Source organism: Segatella asaccharophila (genome assembly GCF_054687055.1).
In genome coordinates this window covers 42,497-59,110 of the sequence record NZ_BAACAN010000004.1, presented here as the reverse complement: position 1 = coordinate 59,110, position 16,614 = coordinate 42,497, and the positions used below count along the sequence as shown (strand labels likewise).

Annotated in this window: 11 protein-coding genes; 5 read left to right on the top strand and 6 right to left on the bottom strand. The window is 42.4% G+C overall.

The window, feature by feature from the left end; all coding sequences use genetic code 11:
- Positions 1-196: 196 nt before the first annotated feature.
- Both ACYRYG_RS03585 and ACYRYG_RS03580 read right to left on the bottom strand, forming a co-directional pair.
- Positions 197-1,636: a sulfatase-like hydrolase/transferase gene (locus tag ACYRYG_RS03585; RefSeq protein ID WP_460197649.1), complete on the bottom strand. Its 1,440-nt coding sequence runs from the start codon at positions 1,634-1,636 to the stop codon at positions 197-199.
- A gap of 330 nt (positions 1,637-1,966) precedes the next feature.
- On the bottom strand, positions 1,967-4,894 hold the full coding sequence (locus tag ACYRYG_RS03580) for a DUF4450 domain-containing protein (protein ID WP_460197648.1): 2,928 nt from the start codon (positions 4,892-4,894) through the stop codon (positions 1,967-1,969).
- 439 nt (positions 4,895-5,333) lie between these two features.
- Here ACYRYG_RS03580 and ACYRYG_RS03575 point away from each other — a divergent pair, with 439 nt between their 5' ends.
- Complete coding sequence (locus ACYRYG_RS03575) at positions 5,334-6,593, top strand: oligogalacturonate lyase family protein (RefSeq protein ID WP_460197646.1); 1,260 nt, start codon at positions 5,334-5,336, stop codon at positions 6,591-6,593.
- Here ACYRYG_RS03575 and ACYRYG_RS03570 read toward each other — a convergent pair.
- Positions 6,588-7,577, bottom strand: a complete 990-nt coding sequence (locus ACYRYG_RS03570) for a redoxin domain-containing protein (protein WP_460197644.1) — start codon at positions 7,575-7,577, stop codon at positions 6,588-6,590. The genes ACYRYG_RS03575 and ACYRYG_RS03570 overlap by 6 nt on opposite strands.
- Positions 7,578-8,067: 490 nt before the next feature.
- Positions 8,068-9,204 carry an AAA family ATPase gene (locus ACYRYG_RS03565; RefSeq protein WP_293432381.1) on the bottom strand — a complete coding sequence of 379 codons (1,137 nt, stop codon included), beginning with the start codon at positions 9,202-9,204 and terminating at the stop codon, positions 8,068-8,070.
- A gap of 280 nt (positions 9,205-9,484) precedes the next feature.
- On the opposite strand from ACYRYG_RS03565, the gene ACYRYG_RS03560 reads away from it, so the two are divergent.
- Positions 9,485-9,910, top strand: a complete 426-nt coding sequence (locus ACYRYG_RS03560) for a DUF6398 domain-containing protein (RefSeq protein WP_460197642.1) — start codon at positions 9,485-9,487, stop codon at positions 9,908-9,910.
- Between the two features lie 50 nt (positions 9,911-9,960).
- Here ACYRYG_RS03560 and ACYRYG_RS03555 read toward each other — a convergent pair whose 3' ends face one another.
- Together ACYRYG_RS03555 and ACYRYG_RS03550 are read right to left on the bottom strand one after the other, a co-directional pair.
- Entirely contained in the window at positions 9,961-11,391 is a 1,431-nt protein-coding gene (locus tag ACYRYG_RS03555; protein WP_460197640.1) for a hypothetical protein, read from the bottom strand.
- A 491-nt stretch (positions 11,392-11,882) separates the two neighbouring features.
- Positions 11,883-12,311, bottom strand: a complete 429-nt coding sequence (locus ACYRYG_RS03550) for a coiled-coil domain-containing protein (protein ID WP_460197638.1) — start codon at positions 12,309-12,311, stop codon at positions 11,883-11,885.
- Positions 12,312-13,073: 762 nt separating this feature from the next.
- Between ACYRYG_RS03550 and ACYRYG_RS03545 the strand changes: the two genes are divergently transcribed.
- The 3 genes from ACYRYG_RS03545 (at position 13,074) to ACYRYG_RS03535 (ending at position 16,298) form a co-directional block, all read left to right on the top strand.
- Positions 13,074-14,042: a hypothetical protein gene (locus ACYRYG_RS03545; RefSeq protein ID WP_460197637.1), complete on the top strand. Its 969-nt coding sequence runs from the start codon at positions 13,074-13,076 to the stop codon at positions 14,040-14,042.
- A 476-nt stretch (positions 14,043-14,518) separates the two neighbouring features.
- Positions 14,519-14,797, top strand: a complete 279-nt coding sequence (locus tag ACYRYG_RS03540) for a hypothetical protein (protein WP_460197635.1) — start codon at positions 14,519-14,521, stop codon at positions 14,795-14,797.
- A 232-nt stretch (positions 14,798-15,029) separates the two neighbouring features.
- Positions 15,030-16,298: a PDDEXK-like family protein gene (locus tag ACYRYG_RS03535; RefSeq protein WP_460197634.1), complete on the top strand. Its 1,269-nt coding sequence runs from the start codon at positions 15,030-15,032 to the stop codon at positions 16,296-16,298.
- Positions 16,299-16,614: the final 316 nt, after the last annotated feature.

Here is a 16,614-nt window from a genome sequence, read left to right as displayed (position 1 = left end):
AGACTAAAAAAGTAAATACAATCCGTTAGCTATGAGTCATAGCCAGTCATAGTCACGCCTGTATCTCAGGCTGACCAAAATGGTGCATTGTGGTGGTTAAGAATTCTATTAAGTTGGTTGTATGCACAGTATAGGAAGAGCAGCAAGATGGCCACTGCACAGCAAACCACCGAAACTGCTACTTCCCATTACAATCTTATTTCTTCACCGGCTTCACATATCCAGGTTCTCCCGGTAATGGCCAGTCAGCAGAAGGATGATGCATCTTTTTCATCATCTTATCCAACTCTTTCACCTTCTGGGGATATTCCGCAGCCAAATTGTTTTTCTCAAAAGGATCCTTTGTGATATTGTAAAGTTCTATAGGATGATTACGCCCTATCGACTCCGCTTTCCAGTCAGCATAACGTATAGCACGCTGTTTCCCCGGAAATTCCCAATAAATATAACGGTGATCAGTATCTACCTTCTTTCCATAGAAAAGCGGAGAAATATCCATGCCATCGATATCATGTGGCAATGCCTTCGTACTTCCGGTAATCGCTGCCAACGTAGGCATAAAATCGGCAAAACACACAATATCCTTCAATCTCTGCACAGGGACCATTCCTGGTTGGTTGACGATCAAGGGCACTTTGATACCACCCTCATAGAGTTGGCCTTTATGTCCTTTCAAACCTCCACCACAGTTGAGAGTTTTCACAGGAGCCATCACGGCAGCACCGTTATCACTGGCAAAGATAATCAGGGTATTTTTTCGAAGTCCAAGGGCATCAATGGCCCCCAGGACCCTGCCAATATTATAGTCCATGTGCGTCACGAGAGCTGCATATCGTTTAGTCTTGTCACTCCATTTTCCCTTATCATCATACCACGAAGTATCATCTATATGATAGGGTTCATGAGGCGCATCGTACGCCAAGTAAAGAAAGAACGGATGATCTTTCTCCCGGTTGATGAAAGAGATGGCATCATCAGTAGAGATCTCCGTATTGTGTCTCACATGGGCATCATGGGCATTGGCAGAAATATGGACCAGGCTGTCGCCATGAAAACGATAATAAGGATAGTAATAATACGGGCCATTACTGATCGGTGTAGAGATTGTCCAGCCATAGAATTCATCGAACCCACGATGATTCGGCGTAGCCTTCGGATCATAACCATCCAGATGCCACTTATTGACCACACAACTCCGGTATCCTGCCGTATGCAAAACCGTTCCGATGGTTGAATCCTGAGGCAGCAGATTGGCACGACGGACATAAGTTGTATCCCCGTCTGTATCTATTTTGATTCCTCTGATGCCTCCTACCGGACACATATTATCACGGATGCGCGTCTTACCGGTAAACTTACCCGTCATCAGAGAGCAACGGGACGGGGAACTGATCCCACTCCCTGCGTATGCCTGTTCAAAAACAGTTCCTTGAGCAGCTAATCGATCGATATTCGGTGTTTTGATGTAATCATTACCATAGCAGTGCAGATCACCATAACCCAGGTCATCAGCCAGGATAAACACGATATTCGGTCTTTCCGGCGTCACGGTCTGACCAGTCTGCTGGGCCAAAGCTTTTCCTGGCAAAATAGCAGCAGCCATCAATCCCATTCCTGTTAAATTCATTCTGTTCATTGTCTTAATATAATTATTTTAAGCGTTTGTAAATAATCTCCGGTATATAACTACCGCTAAAGGAATGATCACCCTTAACCGATGTCATCTTCAACTTTTGGATCAATTGCCCAAAACAGGAGATATTCCTTTGCAAAAACAAAAATAGACAAATTTTCTTTCTTAAGCAAAAATTCAAGGATTTCTTATTGATTTTATGCTCAGTATTGATAAATTAATTTTAACCAAAGCATACTACAATCGAAGATAAAGATAAAATAACCAATATTTTTATCTTCAAACAACAATTAAAATAAATCTCCTCAAATAACCTTCACCTCCATAGCATTTTTATTCTTCCAGCGTCATTCCCATCAGGCCGATAACCACATCATTGGAAAGCGTGTGAAGTGTTATAGATTTCAAGTATTTTCCGGGACTGAGAGGCATCCTCAACATTTCTGCGGCTCCATCTTTGATAGTGCGGTAATAATCCTTCACAGGATGCAAGATCAATTTTGATGACATATCACAAGAAGTAAAGCCGGATCCAAGATGAATCCTGTAAGGCCTGAGCCTTGCGGTATGAAAGGCAGGACCATCATCACGGTAATCTGCTTCTATCGGACACCAGTTGACTGGATTCTCAAGATGCAAAGTATCAGTACTACCATCACGATAGGTAGCAATAACCAAACCATTGTCTATTCTGCTCTGCATCGGATTCGTAGAACCTGCCATCATCAACCAGGCAGCCTTTGCTTTCCCGGAAACTTTCACTACTATGCTATCCGGATAGTTATCCCAAAGTGATGTATACACAATGTTGTGCCCCTTCTTTGGCAAGCGGAACCGGATGCCCGTACCCGTATCGAATATTCCTTTATGGATTGCTGAACGTAATCCCGAATCATCAATATCTGCCGTCCGGTCAGGTGTACACCAGTCACCAATACCTTGAACCGGCATTTCCAGAGTTGTATAAGGCGGACGCGGTGAAAGATATTTCTGTCTGAAAATATCATCTACATTTGCATTATAGGCCCCGGAAAGGTCGACAAGACGATATTTTACTTGTCCTTGAATCGGTCCGGAGAGTCCCATCTGGTTCAGATAAACAGGATTATTCGTGTCTACTCTTTTACAAGAAGAGTCAGATATTTTCCGATTCGTGGCAATCCGAGAGAATGGTCCGACGACAAAGGTCTGGTTGTCTCTGCTATCCCCAATAATGTCCTTAAATCTGCCTTCCCCTAAGGAAATGCGCAGAACCAACTGAAGAGGCCGGGAAAAATGCTGATGTATCTTATAGATCCTCTTCCCGCCCCTCCGATGGAAGGAATACGAAAGATATGGCGTACGAATGCTTGCACTATCCCACTGATCCGGGAAAGAGGGCTGGATGAGACAGCGATCATATAAAGCATCAGGGCGGATACCAAAAAGTCCATTGATCAGTGCACGCGCAGATATTCCTATATCGTCACCAAAATCACGGTAAGCCTCACCCCTTGCACGGTCATAATAGCTGATCTGGCCGAAATTACCCGGACACTGGCCCAGATACATTCCGTCCAGGACATCAGCTTTAAAAAGACGATAACCGGCATTACAACGCCCGGCTTCAAAATAAGCCAGCGCCATGTTCATCACTTCCTCATGAGCAACATTATTGATACTCCATTCGTAGGGCATCCAGTCAGAGGTAGACACGGTCTGGCAACTGTCAGCAACTGTAAAATGAGGGATACAATTATCCACATAGAGAGTGGAGCGATACGCCTGTTCGGGTGTGCAAACCCCACAATCTATCGGAGTATAGATACTCCAAATGGCAGCATCCTTGTGCAACCTCTTCAAGCCCATGAGATCCCGATATTCAGCCCAATGTCCTTCATTATCTAACCACAGATAAGCATCCATTGCCTTTCTGATCGCTTCTGCTTCCTGACGATAAGGGACAGGATCCTCTCCGATCATTTCTGCGATACGCGCTGCCAGGAGGTTTCCACGATAATTATAAGCAGAAGAATGGGTCACCGCACCACCACTATAATATAAGCCATCGCTGGCCCAAATACAACAGTAAGCATCATAAAGGTGATCATCATCTGGATCAAAATTACGCTTCTCCCAAGCAAGATGAGATTTCAACACCGGCCACATCCTGCGCATATAAGTAGTATCGGCATCGTAACAAAAATGCCAAAGGAGTTCATCAACATAATTCAGATTCATATCATAATGAGATATGACATCTTTCCGGTCAGGCAATTTACAGATATAACCGTTACTATAAATAGGTGTACCCCATTTCATGGCTCCCCTTGACAGGTTTTGATCAGGATCCTGCTGAGGCTGAGGATAAACTGGAGGCACGGCTGTCAGCATACTGTTAGCGTATGCATTAAAATGTGATACAGCCCTATCATTCCAACCCAGGACATCCCCCAGATATCCTGCTCTCCAACCTGCGTATGGAGTACGCCAGCCAATGCAGCCATGAAGCCACGTATGCCCGTCCCAAAGGCCATCAGCGGCGGCTGCCAGATTAGCGCCAAGCGTGTTCAGATAAGGATCGGGAGTGTTGATTTCCAAACGGTCAACGCATTGCTTTCGAGCTTCTTCCTCCCGAAGAATCAGAGCACGGCCCTCCTGTAAGTCAAGAACTGTGATCCGGTCTGGATTATCAAAACGCAGGACGGTAGCTCCTTTTCCGGTCCATTCCTTTTGCAAAAGATCCTGTTCAGGCCGTGAAGCCTCAAAGCTACTCCTGGGCTCAATGCCCAGTTCTCCATTTTGCTTCATCTTGAGATTCCTTACTGCACAGATTCTCACGGTAAGGGAGAAAGGTGAAGAAAAATCCTGGCCGGAAAACTCCCATAAAGCCCCTTCTTCAAAGAACGAAGCCCATGCCGTCACATGCAGCACGCCCTTCCCCCAACGATGATCCTTCAGTATATATTCCCTCTTTCCTCCCTGATAACGAGATTCACAATAAGAGGTACTGTCCAACGCATAGTCCTGACCATCCATCGTAAGGATAAAACGGATATTCCGGCTTCTGCTCTTATCAAATGTAGCAAAGACCGGACGATCACTGGTTTCAAGTCGGAAAAGGGTATGAGTGCCATAGAGCGCCCGGGTATAACGGTGGTTTCCATTTATGCATACAATATCCCTTCCATCCGGGAAATAGACCTGGATCCGTTCCGACGCCTGCAAGTACGAAGATACCATCAAGGTCGCGATAACGACAAAAAACTTCCATTTTTGCATACAATGGTCTCTTGATTCAGCATATTCCTGACTGAATTCATTCAGTCTGTCTCCATCAAGGAATAAGCACTTCTGATTCCGGTATTAAATTAATCCTTAAGTAGTTTTCTTTTCGTGTCAAAACACGAATAATCTGCTGACAAAGATAAATCAAAAAGTTCTCCTGTCATCACTTCCGGGCATCTTTCTCAGTATTTTATCAAAAAACAAAGTAGAAAATCAAATATCCATGTTGCAGCAGCGGTCCCAGAAAACTTTCTCCCTGATCTTTTCAGAAATATCCTACCCTTACTAAAGTCTAATGAAAGCGGCCTGTGGTTCTTCCCTCTGTACCGATAGCCACCAACTTCCATTGTTTTCATGGATAATATTTGTTTTTTCCAAAAATAAAGTCGATATTTGCAGGCAACAAACAACTCATAAAACAATTGCCAAAACGATGAAAAGACTATTATGTACGATTGCCACATTACTGTTGGCAACAGCCGCCTGGTCAACCACCCCACTGAAAATGGGGAACCCCAAACCAAAGGTCCAATTACCGGTTATGGAAACGGGCGGACAAAAGATGCCGGACGAATGGATCGACAAAGATACGGGACACCGCATCATCCGGCTGACACGAAGGAGTGGTAACAACAAGAGTTTCTATTTCAACAATAATCCTTTCGTGGGCGATGAAATGATCTTTGGCGGGAGCAAAAGCAAAAAAGCAGCCTGGAACTGGTGGGACAATGACCGTAAAGGGCCATGGCGGCAGATGTTTGCCATAGACCTGAACACCCTGAAGATCCGGCAGATCACGGATGAGCGTTATCCCGTCAATACGGAAATCGTCTGTCCTGCCACTCATGAGCTGTTCTTCCAGAGGGCCGATACCGTATTCTCCATAAATATCGACAACTCCCGGCGCCGTATCGTCAGCGTGCTACCGATGAGAGGAGCCATCAACTGTGTCAACTGCAATGGCACGCTCCTGGCCGGTAAACTGGATGATCCTGCGGAAGAGAATATCGCCAGGAAGCACCCGGGGAAAACGAGTTTTGATGCCATCTACGCAGCAAAACTGAAAAGAACACTGTTTATCCTGGATACGAAGACAGGGGTCATGGATACGATCTTCAGTGACCGTGCATGGCTCAACCATCTGCAGTTCTCTCCCACCGATCCCAGCCTCCTCATGTTCTGCCATGAAGGACCATGGCAAGATGTAGACCGTATCTGGACCATTAATGTACGGGATCATCAAGCTCCGAAGCTGATACACAAACGCACGATGTACCGTGAGATCGCCGGACATGAATGGTTCGGAGCCAGTGGCCGATACATCTATTTCGATCTGCAGAAACCCCGCAGCGTAAAGTTCTATGTCGGCAAGGTAGATGTGCGGACAGGCGCGGAGCAGGATACAGAACTCCCCAGGTCAGCGTGGTCCGTGCACTATAACACCTCATGGGATGAACGGTTCCTCGTGGGTGATGGAGGCTCCCCTACCTCCGTGGCTCACTCACCTGAAGACCAGTGGATAGATAAGTTTACCTACGATGGGGATCATTTCAAAGTCGAACGGCTTGTCAACATGAAACACCATAACTATTATAAACTGGAACCCAACGTGCATGTCTCCCCCGATGACCGCTGGGTGATCTTCCGTGCCAATTTCGAGGGCCATACGGATGTGTATGCCGTCGAGTTATAATTTGAAATAAGATTCCAGCACGTGATCCATTCCCACCAGGGTGAGAGCCTTATAGAGGATCTTCCCCTCCGGTCCAATCAGGTAGACCGTAGGAATCCAGCGCACAGCATAGAGAGATGTCAAACTGCTCTCCCATCCCTTCAAGTCAGATACCTGAGTCCACGCCAACTGATATTGCCGTATGGCATTCAACCAAGAGGCCCTGTTCCGGTCAAAAGAAACTCCCAGAACAGCCAGGTCTTTATACTTTGCATGAAGAGACTTGATGAGCAGCATCTCCCTCCGGCAATCACCACACCAGGAAGCCCAGAACTCAACCAGCACATACCTGCCACGGAAACGGTTCAGGCTCACGGGGCTGCCTCCCACATCAGGAAGGGTAAAAACAGGAGCCTGTTGCCCGACATCCACTCTTCTCAGATCTCCGATCAAGGCATCTATCTGTTTCACGTACAGGGTATGATCCAGCACAGGAGAGAATTTCGACCGGAAAGCCTGCAACTGTTGCAGGTTAAGGCTCCAGGCAAAATTACGAATCAGGAGGTAAGCGGGTACAACAGATTCCGGATGCGCGTCTATCAAACTGTCAATACGGTACCCTTTCCGGTCAGCCAAAAGGAGTTCATGGCGATAGAGGCTGTCTGCCCGGGAGCCGCTGACACTGATCTTTGCCTCCTGTTCATCCAAACGGACCTTGATAGCGCCGTCCTCCAGGAAGAAGGCCAGCGGATGAGCATCTGTCCGGTCTGTACTCAGGCCATATAACAAGGGAGAAGTCAGATTCCCGTCAAAGGAGAACTGTCCATTCCGGACAATCGCAGAATCTTCAAGGACAAATGCCTTATCCGTATACTGGCTCAGATAGATCTTATTCTGAGTACTATTCTGTAACCGGCCTTCAATGTGATACCTGCCAGCCAGAGCAGGAGCCGGAAAAAGCAATGTGCCCACCGACAACATAAAAATCATCAGACGTTTCATCATCTTTTTTATTATTAACGTTTCAACTGCCGTTTTTATTTTATCTTTTTTTATCCGTTACATCAAACCAAAGGCGAGTGGTCAGCCCGTCCTCTCCCTGTTGCTTAACGGCAGCCCGGTAATTTTCTCCGTCCAGGGATTGTTTCTTCCTCTATCTACAACAAATTATCCTTTCTGAAGAACAATAGACCTATACCATTTGAAAAATTGGAAAAAGACCATAATTGAGTTTAGCCCCCCACCCTCGTCCACTCCCAAGAATAAACAGCAGTTAACCTCTTTGATAACAACTGCTATTTTGATCGAAGAAGCAAGCCATGGAACATAGCCGTTTCACGGATGGTGCATTGGGATGCCCTGTATGGTGCATAGAGACATGCTCAATGGTGCATACAGGACCTCTGAATGGTGCATCCAGCCTCCACCTATAGTGCATCAAGACTTTGGCAGAATCCGAAGGAGAGACAAATGGTTGCGATTCACTGAAGTTGACTTACTGCCGCTTCAGCCACAGATCCATGAAACGGTCATAGATGACATATCCCTGAGGTTTACGGTATACCAGTTCCTTGTCCAGCAGGACCTTCAGGGCGGCCTTGACGCTGCTGGCCCCGCTCAGGTTATGCTCCCTGATAAATTTGCCACTCATCGGTTGCTCCACCAATCCCTCCTGGGCAATTGCCTTGAGCAGATCATACTGGTTGGAAGTGAAGAACTGTACCAGATCCTCATATTGTGCCGAACGGCCTTCAAGGACAGATGCCATCGCCTTCTGGACCTGCTGTCTCCCGTCGACAAATGTACAAGTTTCATAGAGGCGGTTCATCAAGCACTGGACATACCAGGTATGGCCTTCAAACTTATCATAAATATACCGGAAAACATCCTTGCTCAGATCGCCACCTTTTCCCTTGAAGAAGTTTCGGCAGAACCGGTAATAGACGTCCGGATCAAGAGGAGTGAGATTCATCATTTCCGTACTCTGGTAAAACGGATGCTTCGGGGAGCTGAAGATCTCAGCCATCAGATGAAACTTACTTCCTGAAAAGATAAAATGTACATGCTGGGTAAACTGGATATAGGAACGGAGCAGGGCCTCCACCCCTTTTTCCGGATATTCCTTGATTTGCTGAAATTCATCAACAGCCAGATACACCTCCTTGTCTGTCTTACTGAGATAACTGAACACACTCTTCATCGAAAGCTCTTCCTGCTGGGGTTCTACAGTTATCGAGACCTTCGGCGCTCCGGTCAGCGGATCCATGCTCACGACCGGACGCAACGCACTGAAAAAGGCCGCAGCCTTACCCAGGAAGTCCGCTTCCTTACTGACCAGTCCGCCCAGTACTACCGATCCCAGTAATTGTACAAAGTCATGCAGGTCCTTGGTCGAATAAATATCCAGATAAAGGCAGACCGCATGAGGATCCTCCTCCCGGATCTTGTAAAAAGTATTCTTGATCAGTCCAGTCTTGCCGATCCTCCTCGGAGACACCAGGGTCACGTTCCGCCCATTCTGCAAATGAGATTTCAGCAGAGCCATTTCTTTCTCCCGGTCACAGAAATACTCAGGACTCTCATAACCCTGGTATACAAAAGGATTCTTCAGTTTCCGTTGTTTAGTCTTCATACGCATTGCATAATACTTGTTACAACATTTATGTAACGTTAATATTGCATTGCAAAGATAGGAAATCTTTCAATACCCTCCAAAGATATTCCCGTAAATCCACCTCTTCTTTTCAATTAAACTTCCGGATATTTGCTTATTTTGATAAAATCACCTACTTTTGTATCCTAAGAGTTATTACCCGATAAAGGTGTTCCAGCGTCTCTCAATACGACATTCTATAGTAAGCAGCTATATTCAACCACTTTACAGTACATCATCTTAAATAAAAATTACAATCATGGAAAAAGCCGAATTAAAGGACAGAGAAAACCGGATAGCAGAAATGGTAACCACCTTCTGCCAGACTCATATTGACAAGGAATATGCGACATTATGTGAAAAAATGGTGAGAAAACTTGGGCGGAAACGAACAAAACCTCTTGAACGTGGCCGGATTGAGATATGGGCAGCTGCAACGGTTTATACGGTGGCTACCATGAACTTCTTGTTCGACAAGTCTTTTGAGCCTTATATTCCATCAAGTGCTATCCATGACTATTTCGGAACAAAGCAATCAAGTGTCACCCAGAAGGCTGCACTAATCCGGAAAATGCTCAAGTTAAGGCCTTTTTGGGATAAAGACTTTTCCACCAATTATATGCTGGAGAACAATCCTTTGAATAACATGAGTATGCTAAACGGATTGTTCTTTCTCAACGAATAAGAGCCCATTAGATGAACCGGCTGAAGAAAACGGCAGAGAGAAGAAACTCATCAGAATTTCTTCATCTCAGCCATCATAGATGGTCTGCGATAATAGGTTTTACGAAAATATTCTGCAAGTTGATGTACTGCAGAATTGCCGTTTTTCAATTTTTTCATATTTTCCATTGAATTGGCCATTCGTCGGTAAGCCCTACTATTAACGTTTTGTTCGGCCTCGTTCTTCAACCGGCAAGTATAAAGGGCAAGCAATTCTTCAGCATGATCATCATTGACAAATCTGGAATAGTGATCCAGCATGATCAGTTGGTCATAAGTTTGTTTCCTGATGAATTGATACAGACTTTCTGAGTCTTTCTCCTCAACGAAGATGTCAGCAAGTATGCTTGAGCCGAAAATAACATTATTTTTAATTTTCGCATCCTCAAGAAGATTCTTCAAATACCCTTTCCAGTCACCTTTTGGAACAAGTAATTTCAATTTATGATAGTATTCCATTGATCCTCTGGCACTGATAAAGAGTTCTCGGCACATACTAATTTGCTCAAGTTTATCTCCCAGCTTTTCATAAATCTCAAGTTCCAGTTTCTTCCACTGGTCCACGATCCCTGGATGTTTTTCTTTCAGGGCAGCATCTATACCCTCATGCAAGCATTTTACCGCATCTTCAAACTCTTTCCGGCTAATCAAGCCGTCTATTACCCGGTGCCTGATTTCAGGAATATCAATATACTTCTGCTCCACCTTTTCAGCATCAGATAAGCGATGTATCTTTTGGAGTAAGTCGATCTTTCTCTCCACATAAACATACTCGTCGTATTGTTCCTTATGCTGGTCAATCTGAACATCAAGCATTTGCAAGGTATCTTCAGGCGTTTGGGTGTTTATGTTGACTTGTAAAAGCATATCATCAAAATCGAAGATGCCATAATTATTGAGATTGTAAGCAAAATCCGTTTTCGACAGATTTCTCAATTCACCTACTAATTCTTTTTGCACCGAAAGGGTAATAGAGGGATGCGCTATAGCATCAAGAAGTAAATCCTCGGCACTTTCACAGGAGCCTCCTGTATCAAAATCCTCATAATCATTCTCGTCAAAGAAGGTATCTTCATCAAATACTTTATGGAACGAGACAAAATATTCGACGGCCATACTGGCTGCTGCATCCGCATTCCCCAAATCCAGCAGCTTCTGCCCTTCATCCAGCAAACTGCCAGCCTTTTTCAAGATAGAATCCCAATCTGCAATTTCGAGACCACTCCATCGATTGCCAACATCCTTAGCCTGAGAGAAAGCGACAGACATTTCCTTACGATATTCCTTTATGGTCTTTTTGTTGCCGATGTATTTCTTACCAAGATAAGCCATTAAATCTTTTTTGAAACTTGCATTTTCCTCAGCATAGTCAAGGGTAAAAGCGATCAGGTCTTTACGCTTCGCAATCTGAAGCATCTTATTCAAATCTTGTATTGCCTTCATTTGTTATAATCCTCACAGGATATTACTCCTATTTATAATCTATATCCGCCAATTTAACCGACAGGAAGTTTCCCATTTCCCCACTAGAAATCCATAATGCAATCATTATCCATAGATATTCCAGAAAAAAGATTTCAACCTCACAGATGCTCCATCTCAGGAGTATTCAGGAATAACTAATCCCTGATAAGAAGGAGACATCTCCTTATAATAACGGCAAACTCTTTAATAAATTGCTTTGAAAGGTATTTCTCCATCATCCTATCCCAGGAAAGGACTTTCAACCCACAGATGTCCATTTCTGATGCCCGACCTACTTAAAAGAGTACGTCCAAAATAAGACAAACAGAAGACATAAGTAAGACACCAATAAGACACACATCTACCATTCTCCCCTATATAGCAATTAAACGGGCAGGACCGGCAGTACGTCCAGATTGTCGGGAATCCGGTAAAGAACCCGTCTTACTTCCCCCGTCGTTTCATCCTGATTATCCTACATTTTTGCGTTTTCGGTTTACCACCAGCCGCACATCTTTTTTCAAAAGTTCAACCAGGATATTCTCCAGGTGCACATTCCGTTCAGTCAAGTCTTTGATCTGATCCATAAGCGTTTTGATTTGTTCCTGATAAAATTTTCTCTCTTCATTATCTATTCCAGCATTTTTGTCCTTATCCGCTGATTTGGAAAGCATGTCACCTTCTCCATTCATCAACCAGTCCAGATTAAAGATGCCACAGAAAGCATTATTAAACCGATACAAGAATCTGTCTGTCAGACATTTCTCATCCCCGTTGAATGCGCTTGACACGTTAGATCGTGAGGCTCCAATTGCATTTGCAACGTCAATTTGCGTATGAACCTTACCGTGAGCACGAAGAAAGTCAAATGCAGTCTTTAGCCTATCTTTTCTTTCCACAAGTCATATTATAGTTAACAAATTATAAAAACAATACGTTTTATTCTTATTTTCTTGTTGATAAGAATTTATTATCGTATTTTTGCAGGTAATTAACAACCCGGTCCGTTTTCTAACAATACAAATTTACGGATTTTGGGTGAGATGACAAAGAAAACGAAGATAAAAGTAAAAGGTAATCATGAGCAGAAAAGAGTAAAAAGGGATGCTGTTTGATCTGCCCGCAGGAAACAGCCACACAAAAGCACAAGTCATTATACTCATTAGTATACTTGCAAAAGGGAAAGGGAGAAAAAGTGACAAACCATGCACTTCACATCACATGCTATACCAAGTGACATATTGACTGACCATTTGTTTTATTACCATCATTGATTATTGTATATGACAATGATTAGTGAAAGGCTCTATAAGATAGCCAAAAAGATTGAACGAGACTTCAAATAGTCTTTCATCAAAACAGGAGAAGAATTGACTTCAGATGCTAAAGCACGAAGGTAATTTTAGAAGAAGAATCAAGATTAAGGTCAAGAGATGACCAGGAAGGTATCCTTCCGTTCAGGAAGCATAATGGATAACACGATAATCATTACTTCATTAACAAAAAACCAAGAAGCGTGATTTGAAAGAAGTCCGGTGACAAGGACTTAGAGGATTCCCCACAAGAGCATCATCCCGTGGGAGGTACTTTTAGGGCCGACAACAGGTCTTTATAATAATGTTGTAATTACAAAAAACCAAAAAATATAGTTTAATTAAGAAATGAAAAAGTTAATTTTCAGCATCGCAGCTCTGGCTGCAATCGTAGTAATGGGCTCTTGCTCACAGGATTCAGACTTGACTAACAAAACGGCAGAAAGTGTAGGTAATGTAACCGTAAGCCTGAATGTCAATTCAGGAATTGATGTATCAGAATCCAGTAGTTCATTAAACAATCAAACTGCTAAATCAGAAACTTCAACAAGGGCAGGTATCTCTACAAGAGCAGATGGTACAGCAGGTGTAAACAACCCAACTACAGACTTTGCGCCAACCTATCCAACTTCTTATACTGCCTATTTCGTAGCAGATGGAGCTCAAAACGGTTATACGGATAAAGAAATTGTCAGAGTTGTAACAATTAATAATGCAGCACAACCAACAAAAGACAATCCAAACGTTGTTACTAATACAAAAATCACCGTACCTGCTCTCAAGTATAACATTATTGTAACAAACTACACACTGGGTACTGCTCCTGCAGCAGGTGGAACATGGGCTGACTTCGAGGCTTCATTGCCTACAAGTTCTACTACTTTATACTTATACGGTCAACAGATAAATGATTTATCGGCAAGTGCTACTGCTGTTGTAAACGCTAACGTAACTTTGGGTAACGACTATGCAGCAGTATGTGTGGCTCATAACAACTTTGTTAGTGCCGCAAAGTATAACGTTGATAATGACGCATACTCCGATGGAACTAATGACAATAGTGGCTCAGGTAAATGGTATTACCTATATATCCGCGCAAATAGCAACGATAAAAAAAACACAAACTCTACTCTTACCATACATAATATCAATAACATCAACTCATATACACTTAGCAAAGATATTTTAGCTGGTAACGTTTACCAATATACAATTAATGATAATTTCACTGGAGGTACGAGTGGTAACGAAAATGGTTTGACAATTAGTATTACTCCATTTAAGGAAGCTATAACAGAAGATCTGAGTGTATACTAAATCAGATAAGAATATATTATAAATTTACAAAATAGTAAATCACAGAAAGCGAGGGTGTAAATTCATCCTCGTTTTTATTTGTTCAAAAAACTGACAAGATAATCCATGAGAATAAAAAGGCACTACCGATTAATTTACTATTTAAGCTAACAGAAAGACTACAAAACCATATTCTTAAAGACCTTGCATCTAATAAATTTAATTAAAACCAATTTAAAACATAGAAGAAAAATCATCAGAAAGACATTTGTTTCAAATATTTTGCTTACCTTTACTATCATCTCTTATGCCATTGCTAAAACGACAAATTGAAACTAATACAATTTAGAAGAACAGCAGGCAAAGCATTTCGAACAGGTTATCTTCTGTCATAATAGAATTGCTGTCCCTAACCAGGATATCCGACCGATGATCAGATTCACCATATACTCAAAAGTAAATTAGTTGCATCTACCCTATCTATAAAACTCAAAAATATGATAAAAACTGTACACCGTAACATCAATTTTAACAGAAAGACAAATCGTTATCGAGTAAGATTCAAGAAAAATAAAACCGATCAAACTCCATTTGACGTGCTTGAAATCATCTGTAGTTACAAGAATGAAATACGAACCTACGACATCAGCGCCAAGGATTTACCCAGTTATACCGATTCCATTCACTTCAATATCATTCCTAACTCATCGTTTTACCAAATCGTATGGGATCAGAATATTGCAGCAAAAGTAAAAATCGCACATAAGGGACAATAGCACACGCCCCAAGGGAAAAAGGATGAATAAATTATTATTCCAATCACAAAATACCAATAAGACTATGTCATACGAAAAATCCAAAGAAAAAGTTTACGCTCATTTAGAAAAAGGTAATCCCGGTAAACCTGGATCATAGAGAGGAAGATGTTACTCACATATTTTAAATGTGCCTGACAAAAAAGAAAAACAAGATAAAATTATCCGATTAATCAATCATAAGCAATAAATAATGGACACAGAAAAAGAGAAAGAGGTAGAAGAACTTTTGAATCAAGTCACTCCTATCGTAAAAAAGAACGAAGAAAAGCAGAGAGAGAAAAAAGAACGGGGAGAAAACTTCACGATTTTTCGAGTATTGATCAGCAATCAGCATGAAGAACATATTCATACTCCTTTTCTACGTGAACTTCTTGATATCAATGGAGAGCATGGCTTAAAGGATGCATTCCTTCAGGCTTTCATGGATGATATCGTAAGAAAGCTTCCTCATAATGAGAAATTCACCTACAATGTCAAGAAGAGCCACATTGATAAAAGCGATCATTATATATCAAATGCCGTTAATCCCCAAATCTATGGAAAAATTGATATTTTTCTGCACGATGATCAGAAACATGCCATTATCATTGAAAACAAATTCAACAAATATGGAGGACAGGCAGAAGACCAGAAAGATCAGCTTAAGCGATATTCCCTTTATGGTGAAGAAGAATACAAAAGACAGTTCATCCTGATTTATTTAACACCTCAAGGCCTTCCTGCATCATCGTACTCAACGGGAGACACGACCAACTACTTTAGCCTGAGCTATTGCGAAAGAGGAGGTCATCCCAGTATCGTAGCATGGCTGAAACATTGTGTACAAATCGCTGCAGAATACCCACTTATCCGGGAAACCATTAAACAATATATTCAATTCATCAATTTACAATTAGGAATCATGGAAAAAGAAAATTTAAAACCAATGTATAATGCCATAGCTGAACATTTTGATTCAGCAGAAGCAATATCAAGTGCATTTAATAGTAGAGATTTTTGCATTTATATTTTTCAAAAAAAAGCAGAACCCATCCTAAAGGATTTTGCATTAAAAAACGAACTACTCTTCACTGAAATCCCTAAAGACGGTTCATTTGTCGGCATTTGTTTTTCAAAAGATGATTGGAAACTCGGAATCAGGATGGAAGACGATGATGATAACAAGCAAAAAATTTGGTGGACCATCCGCAACGTTCCGAACATATCTGATCAACGAACTCCGGAGGATATTTTAGGAGATGATTTTAATAATGCTAAGCAACTCGAACAGTTTGATGGGAAGCTGCCTCCGGAATGGAAGAAGTGGAATCCATACGGATGGTGCTACGACCAAGATTATACATCCTTTGATCATGAAACGGCGGCAGCTATTATTAATGGCGAATTTACGGAACATATAAAAGAGATGGTTGAGAACATCCTCAAAGAAATTAAGGTAAAAGGAATCAGAATGAAATAGTCCATTTACTCCTCTAGAACGGATTGCTCCCACAGAAGTGACACGTGTATACAATGAACGGCGACTATGGCACAGAAGCAAACATCGCAGTCATCACCCAATCCTTGGGGGATATTTCCATTTCAGAAGATATGACTGTATAACTACAGAGTTTACTATAGGGTAAGCCGGAGCTGCTATAACTTCGCTACTCTCCTTAATCAATCCGGGGATGTTCACTACATCCTCGGATTTTGTTCATAAGATACGGAACCTTATCAGGGAAATCCGTCAGTTTTTCCAGATATTCTCCCAGCAATCTTCACAAGATATGCCA

Coding starts and splice junctions, on each gene's coding strand:
- ACYRYG_RS03585 (WP_460197649.1), bottom strand. CDS start 1,636: ATGAACAGAATGAATTTAACAGGAATGGGATTGATGGCTGCTGCTATT.
- ACYRYG_RS03545 (WP_460197637.1), top strand. CDS start 13,074: ATGAAAAAGTTAATTTTCAGCATCGCAGCTCTGGCTGCAATCGTAGTA.
- ACYRYG_RS03565 (WP_293432381.1), bottom strand. CDS start 9,204: ATGAAGACTAAACAACGGAAACTGAAGAATCCTTTTGTATACCAGGGT.
- ACYRYG_RS03580 (WP_460197648.1), bottom strand. CDS start 4,894: ATGCAAAAATGGAAGTTTTTTGTCGTTATCGCGACCTTGATGGTATCT.
- ACYRYG_RS03570 (WP_460197644.1), bottom strand. CDS start 7,577: ATGATGAAACGTCTGATGATTTTTATGTTGTCGGTGGGCACATTGCTT.
- ACYRYG_RS03535 (WP_460197634.1), top strand. CDS start 15,030: ATGGACACAGAAAAAGAGAAAGAGGTAGAAGAACTTTTGAATCAAGTC.
- ACYRYG_RS03575 (WP_460197646.1), top strand. CDS start 5,334: ATGAAAAGACTATTATGTACGATTGCCACATTACTGTTGGCAACAGCC.
- ACYRYG_RS03555 (WP_460197640.1), bottom strand. CDS start 11,391: ATGAAGGCAATACAAGATTTGAATAAGATGCTTCAGATTGCGAAGCGT.
- ACYRYG_RS03540 (WP_460197635.1), top strand. CDS start 14,519: ATGATAAAAACTGTACACCGTAACATCAATTTTAACAGAAAGACAAAT.
- ACYRYG_RS03560 (WP_460197642.1), top strand. CDS start 9,485: ATGGAAAAAGCCGAATTAAAGGACAGAGAAAACCGGATAGCAGAAATG.